This window comes from Adlercreutzia sp. (assembly GCF_056795635.1).
The window spans coordinates 1-5,971 of the sequence record NZ_JBQIIT010000047.1; the positions used below are offsets into that span (position 1 = coordinate 1).

A 5,971-nucleotide genomic window follows, 5' to 3' on the forward strand; every position below is an offset into this window, starting at 1 on the left:
TCGGTGGCAGAAAGCAGGCGCTTGCGCAGGCGAATGGACTGCGGGGTCACCTCCACCAGCTCGTCGTCCTCGATGTACTCCAGGGCCTCTTCCAAGGTGAAGGTGATGGGAGGCGTCAGCTGAATGGCCTTGTCGGCAGAACTGGAGCGCTGGTTGCCGAGCGACTTCGTCTTCTCGACGTTCACCACCATATCGCCTTCTTTGGCGGACTCGCCCACGATCATGCCCTCGTAGCACTCGTCACCCGGGCCCACGAACAAACGCCCACGCTCCTGAAGGGTGTCCAGGGCGTAGGCCACGGCCTTGCCCGTGGACATGGCGATCATGCCACCGTTCTTGCGCCCGGCCATCTCGCCGGAATAGGGGCCGTACTCCTTGAAGTGGTGAAACAGCATGGCCTCGCCGCGGGTGGCGTTCAGAATACGGGTCTTCAGACCCATGGTGCCGCGGGAGGGAATGCGGAAGATGAGGTGCGTCATGGTCTCATCGGAAGACATGTCCTCCATGATGCCGCCGGCGGTGCCCATGACCTCGATGGCCTTGCCCGCGTACTCGTTGGGCACGTCCACCGTGGCTTCCTCGATGGGCTCCAGCTTGCTGCCATCGGCAGCAGTCTTGTACACCACGCGGGGGCGCCCCACCTGGAACTCGAAGCCCTCGCGGCGCATGGTCTCCATGAGCACCGACAGGTGCAGCACGCCGCGGCCGGCGACCTCGATGCCGGTCTTGTCCTCCAGCTCGTTGATGCGCATGGAGATGTTGCTCTCCTTCTCGCGCATGAGACGTTCCTTCAGCTGGCGACCGCCCACGATCTCGCCTTCGCGGCCCACAAGCGGGCTGGAGGAAGCCTCGAAGACAACGGCCATGGTGGGCTCTTCCACGGCGATGGGGGCCATTTCCACCGGGTTGTCGGGACAGGTGATGACGTCGCCGATATCGGCATCCTCGATACCGATGACAGCCACGATGTCGCCGGCGTCGGCAGCAGTCACTTCAGCCTTGCCGAGGTTCTCGAACGTGTACACCTTGCGGATCTGGGCGCGGCGCTCGGTGCCGTCGGCCTTCACCACGAGCACCTGCTCCTTCTCGTGCAGCGTGCCGCTGACCAGGCGGCCGACACCGATGCGGCCCTCGTAGCTGGAATGATCCACCGTGCACACCTGCAGGGCCACCGGGCCATCGACGTCCACCTCGGGGGCGGGAATCTCGGAGAGGATGGTGTCCAGCAGCGGCACCATGTCCATGTTGCCGTCATCGGGAGCCAAGCGCGCGTAGCCGTTCACAGCCGAGGCGTACACCACGGGGAAGTCCAGCTGCTCGTCGGTGGCACCCAATTCCACCATGAGGTCGAACACCTTGTCCACCGCGCCTTCCGGATCGGCGTTGGGGCGGTCGATCTTGTTCACCACCACCACGATGCGCAGGCCGCGCTCTAGAGCATGGGACAGCACGAAGCGGGTCTGGGGTTTGGGGCCCTCGTAGGCATCAACGATGAGCAGGGCGCCGTCGGCCATGTTGAGCACGCGCTCCACCTCGCCGCCGAAGTCGGCATGGCCCGGCGTGTCGATAACGTTGATCTTCACACCCTTGTAGTTGATGGAAATGTTCTTGGAGAGGATGGTAATGCCGCGCTCGCGCTCCTGATCGTTGGAGTCCAGCACGCGCTCTTCCACCTGCTGATTGTCGCGGAACACGTGCGACGCCCACAGCAGGCGGTCCACCAGGGTGGTCTTGCCGTGGTCAACATGGGCGATGATGGCAACGTTGCGGATGTTCTCTTGCTTCATGAATCTTCTTTCCTATTCGTTTTAAGTCGGAGAAATTATAGCGCTTTGCGGGGACTATCGGGGATGACTGCCGCAGACGGCACGGGGACGACAACCGCGGACACCCCGCAAAAGCCAACGGCGGCACCAAGGGCTGCCCAGCGCTGCAGGGCCTCGGGGCGATTCCCTACTCGTCCAGAAGCGCCTCGTACTCCTTGCGCTCCTCGGTAAGCTTCGCCAAATGGTCGTTCAGGGTGTTCAGGCTCTTCTGGGCCCCTACGGCCTGAACGATGCCCCAAATAGTGGCGGGCACCGCAATAGCAGCGATGAACCCGAAGATGCCGAAGGGACGGCGGATGGTGAAGAATGCGGCCACGGCGCCGATGCCGGCCATCATAAGACCGTTGCGGCGGTCGTCGGTCACCGTGTCGCGCTGGGCCACCAGCTGGGCGCGGGCAGCGGCGATGCCGGAGAGACGGGCCTTTATCTCGGCTTCGGTAACGTACTCCACCTCCACATCGCCTTCGGTTTCCGCCCACGAGCGAGCAGCTGCACCGGACGACGAGGACGAGGGCGACGAGCCGGAGCGCCGGGAACCCCGCGCGCCGCCGGAGCCCGAGCTGAGCAGGTCGTAAGCCTCCTGCAGGCGCTTGAACTGCTCGGTAGCACGACTTTGCAGCTTTTCGTTGCCCGCGAACTTATCGGGGTGCAGAATCTGCACCGTTTCGCGATAGGCGATTTTGATATCGTCGGCAGTGGCATCATCTTCCAGGCCGAGTATGTGGAGCGCTTCGTTTCTGTTCATGCGGGCATCCTAGCACGGGTGAGGGAAGTTGGAAGAGGGCGCGGGGCATCCCGCAAGAAATGAGCGGATACAGCAACGCGCTGCAACGGGGAGCGCAGCAAGGCAGGGCGGCAGGCCGGAAACGCGGCACCCCTCCTTCCACGAGCCTTCCAGCAACTGCACGAAGGGGCGGTATAATGGCCCGACCAACCACCCTTCCCTCGAAAGGACTGCCGTGAGCCGCCCCCTCGGCGTTACCGCGTTCAGCTTGAAGATAGCCGCTATCGTTGGCATGACCGCAAACCATATCGCCAACGTATTCGGCACACTACTGCCGGCGGGATCCATGGTGGCGCTCTACTCCCTCGGCGGCCTGACGTTCCCCATCATGGCTTACTTGCTGTGCGAAGGATACCGCCACACCTCCAACGTACGCCGCTACGCCATGCGGCTCGCTACGTTCGCTGCGATCTCGCAGGTTCCCTTTTCGCTTTTGTTCGGGGCGACGGGCAACGTGCTCGTCACGCTACTCATCGGGCTCGGCTTGCTTTGGGCAACCGATCACATACCCAACGTGGCCCTGCGCGTTCTGACCATTGCCGCCGGCATCACCCTCAGCAGCCTATGCGATTGGGGCATCATCGGCCCCATTGTGATCCTGCTGTTCTGGCATTTAAACGATCGACCGCGCGGATCGGCGCTCACTATGCTCGTGGCCGGCCTTGCCCTCGGGCTGCCAGCGCTCTCATGGGCCGTCACCGACCCCTCCGCCCTTTCTTTGGGAGTTCTCGGCTACTATACTGCCGGCTTCGGCCTGGCTACTATCCTCATCGCACACTACAACGGGCAACGGGGCCGACCCATGAAATGGTTCTTCTACGCCTACTATCCCGCTCACCTGCTGGCACTCTGGATCGCGAAGTTTCTCCTCGGCCTTTGAAGGCCTCGCTATGCAGAAATGGATCCTATTTCCCTCTGCAACTGCTCCCGAGCATCCGCGTCAGTAGCCGCACGATGCGCGTCTTCGGTACGACCGGCTTCCATAAGCGCAGCTATAAGGGCGGCCAAACGGCTCTCTCCCTCCTCAATACCAGCAGAAAATCCTTCGGCACGGCCCTCCGCACGGCCCTCGGCGAGACCCTCGGCACGGCCCTCGGCGAGACCCTCGGCACGGCCCTCGGCGAGACCCCGAGCGCGGCCTTCGGCGAGACCTCGGGCCCGACCCTCAGCCCGACCTTCGGCGATGCCTTCCTCAATAGCAATACGCTTCTGGATCTCCATATCCCTTTCCCAAGTAAGCAATTCCACCTTCTCCCTTCTCCACACCTCGTCGTTATTGGCCGCAATCACCGCTTCGTTGATTTTCCTCACCAACTTATCGGTGCCAGCATCGCCTGTCATAACGTAGTGTAGCAGGTTCCGCAGGCTCCCTTGCGGAAGCGAGCGCCAAGCAGGAGCCGAAAGAACAATCCACGTGAATCCGTGATCCAGCACGACACCATCGCTTTCTGCGCAGGTCATGTCAAACGTATACACAGGCAAGGAACAGCCGAATGGATCGCATGTGCAAATGAAGATTATGAAGCACGGCGGGAGCTTCTCGTACTCCTCGCCACGATGAAGCGAAAGGGTGTCTATCGAGCCTTGATAGTACCTGAGCCGACGGCCGAGTTTCCCCTTTCTCGATGTCTGCATTTCGATGTCATAAACCTCGTTATCGGTTTGGACAAACGCGTCAAGCCGCACTCCGTGACTCGCGAACGACGGCCTAATGTCTCGTTCGGCAATCACATGCTCGACTTGGCTTACGGGACGATCCAAGATCACTTCTAGAACCTCCCGGCAGAGAGAGGCGTCCATCATAATCCTGTCGAACATCGGCCAATCGCAAAACTCGAGCATTCTGTCTTTCATTTTCGCTCCCTCCTCTAGTCGCTACGAGGGGAGCATACCTCCGCAAAACCGTTAAACGATGCCCAGAATGTCGCGATTTGAGCCGTCCCGGAACCGCCGTCTCGTCCCGCAGTCCTTTTCAGCATGAAACAGAAAGGAGAGCGCCTCTGGGGCAACTCTCCTTTCGATGCAGAAACAACGGTCGCTCGCACACGACCTTTCAGACAGAAAGTCCCGCTTTTAGCCAGCGTGCGCTGCAACAGCGCCAACTCGCTTTCGCCCTGATCGGGCAGCACTAGCCCGTTCTCCGGGTTGTAGATGATGCCATCACCCACAAACGCCAGACGCATCTTGGCGCGGCGCTTGCTCTCGGCCCACACGAGTCAGGCTCAAGCGGCGGCGCACCGCGGCCACGGCATAAAGCGCCGTGACGACGATGCCCAGCAGCATCACCCAGTGAACCCAGCAATGAGGCTCATCGAAGGCTCCCAAGGGGTTGCCCTCATCGGCAATCTCCTCGGTCTCAGCCAACGGTGTGCGCTCACCGGGCGCGGCGGCCTGCGGGGTAGCGTCGTCCTCGATAACCTCGGGATCGTTCACGGGCGTCGTTGCCACGGGGGTAGCCGCCGGAGCCGGCGTGACCACCGTAGGCGTGGCAGCTGCCGACGTCGGCGCGGACGTAGCTTACGCCGAGCGAGTCGCCTGCCACAAGACCCTCGATAGAGCCCGTCAGCGCCGGATCAGCGGCGCCTGCGAACTTGGAGGCATCGTCTACCGCCATTGGCACCCTCGTAGGGAGCAATGGAGAACTCGCTCGTATCGCGCTTATAGCGAATATTGACAACCGTCGAGTCATCCGCTGCAATCTTCTCCTGGCTGAAGGATTCAGCAAAGAATCCCTCGTACTTCTTCGGGGCAGCCCCGGTGTCGGCGCATTGTCAAAGTTCTTTTTTAAACGAAATAGAGGCAAGCGGCTCTTTTCGCAACATCTGCGTGGCCGGAACGAGGCTGATAGCCAACCTAGTGTCGCGCTAGATTGGAAATAACCGTACCGATGATGGTAAGGGCGGCGCCCATGAGCACGATCCAGCCGAGGACGAACTTCCCCGGCAGAGATCCCAGCGCCAGAATGAAGTAGCCAATCGCCGGCACACACCCCATCGCACGACCAATAACGTTGTCGTATAGAGCCGGATGCGCGTCAACGCCGTCGTTGGCATCGCCCCGCGTAATAAGCTCGCGTGCTTCAGGATCATTTTCCTCAACACGGTGGATAATGACGTCCCCATTGCGCCAGAACACAGCGATATCGCCCGGCACCAATTCCTCTGCAGAAAACGGCTCGGCATATACCAGACCGCCCACCGGCAATGTGGGTTCCATGGAACCGGACACGATAGCGTAGGACTGAAGCCCCATGAGACGCGGCACCAGCGTCGCACACAACGCAAGAGCCAAAACGACGCCGAGCAGAGCCGCACCGAGAAACGAGCAGAGGTGCGCCACCACCCGCAACCGCCGCAGACGG

The 5,971-nt window shown here is 61.4% G+C and carries 7 protein-coding genes; 1 reads left to right on the forward strand and 6 read right to left on the reverse strand.

Annotated elements, in window-relative coordinates; translation table 11 throughout:
* On the reverse strand, positions 1 to 1,787 hold a 1,787-nt coding region (gene typA / locus ACTOXK_RS11855), incomplete at its 3' end, for a translational GTPase TypA (protein WP_482279979.1).
* Between the two features lie 166 nt (positions 1,788 to 1,953).
* Entirely contained in the window at positions 1,954 to 2,571 is a 618-nt protein-coding gene (locus tag ACTOXK_RS11860; protein ID WP_482279980.1) for a J domain-containing protein, read from the reverse strand.
* Between the two features lie 214 nt (positions 2,572 to 2,785).
* Here ACTOXK_RS11860 and ACTOXK_RS11865 point away from each other — a divergent pair, with 214 nt between their 5' ends.
* Positions 2,786 to 3,490 carry a TraX family protein gene (locus ACTOXK_RS11865; protein ID WP_482279981.1) on the forward strand — a complete coding sequence of 235 codons (705 nt, stop codon included), beginning with the start codon at positions 2,786 to 2,788 and terminating at the stop codon, positions 3,488 to 3,490.
* 8 nt (positions 3,491 to 3,498) lie between these two features.
* Here the strand turns inward: ACTOXK_RS11865 and ACTOXK_RS11870 are convergent, their stop codons facing one another.
* The 4 genes from ACTOXK_RS11870 to ACTOXK_RS11885 form a co-directional block, all read right to left on the reverse strand.
* The gene (locus ACTOXK_RS11870; RefSeq protein ID WP_482279982.1) at positions 3,499 to 4,464 is read right to left on the reverse strand and encodes an Rpn family recombination-promoting nuclease/putative transposase; all 966 of its coding nucleotides are present in this window, start codon (positions 4,462 to 4,464) and stop codon (positions 3,499 to 3,501) included.
* 306 nt (positions 4,465 to 4,770) lie between these two features.
* Positions 4,771 to 5,058 carry a hypothetical protein gene (locus tag ACTOXK_RS11875; RefSeq protein WP_482279985.1) on the reverse strand — a complete coding sequence of 96 codons (288 nt, stop codon included), beginning with the start codon at positions 5,056 to 5,058 and terminating at the stop codon, positions 4,771 to 4,773.
* Positions 4,985 to 5,299 carry an MBG domain-containing protein gene (locus ACTOXK_RS11880; RefSeq protein WP_482279983.1) on the reverse strand — a complete coding sequence of 105 codons (315 nt, stop codon included), beginning with the start codon at positions 5,297 to 5,299 and terminating at the stop codon, positions 4,985 to 4,987. The genes ACTOXK_RS11875 and ACTOXK_RS11880 overlap by 74 nt, the downstream gene beginning before the upstream one ends.
* 164 nt (positions 5,300 to 5,463) lie before the next feature.
* Positions 5,464 to 5,971: signal peptidase I (locus ACTOXK_RS11885; protein WP_482279984.1), on the reverse strand; the 508-nt coding region annotated here is incomplete at its 5' end.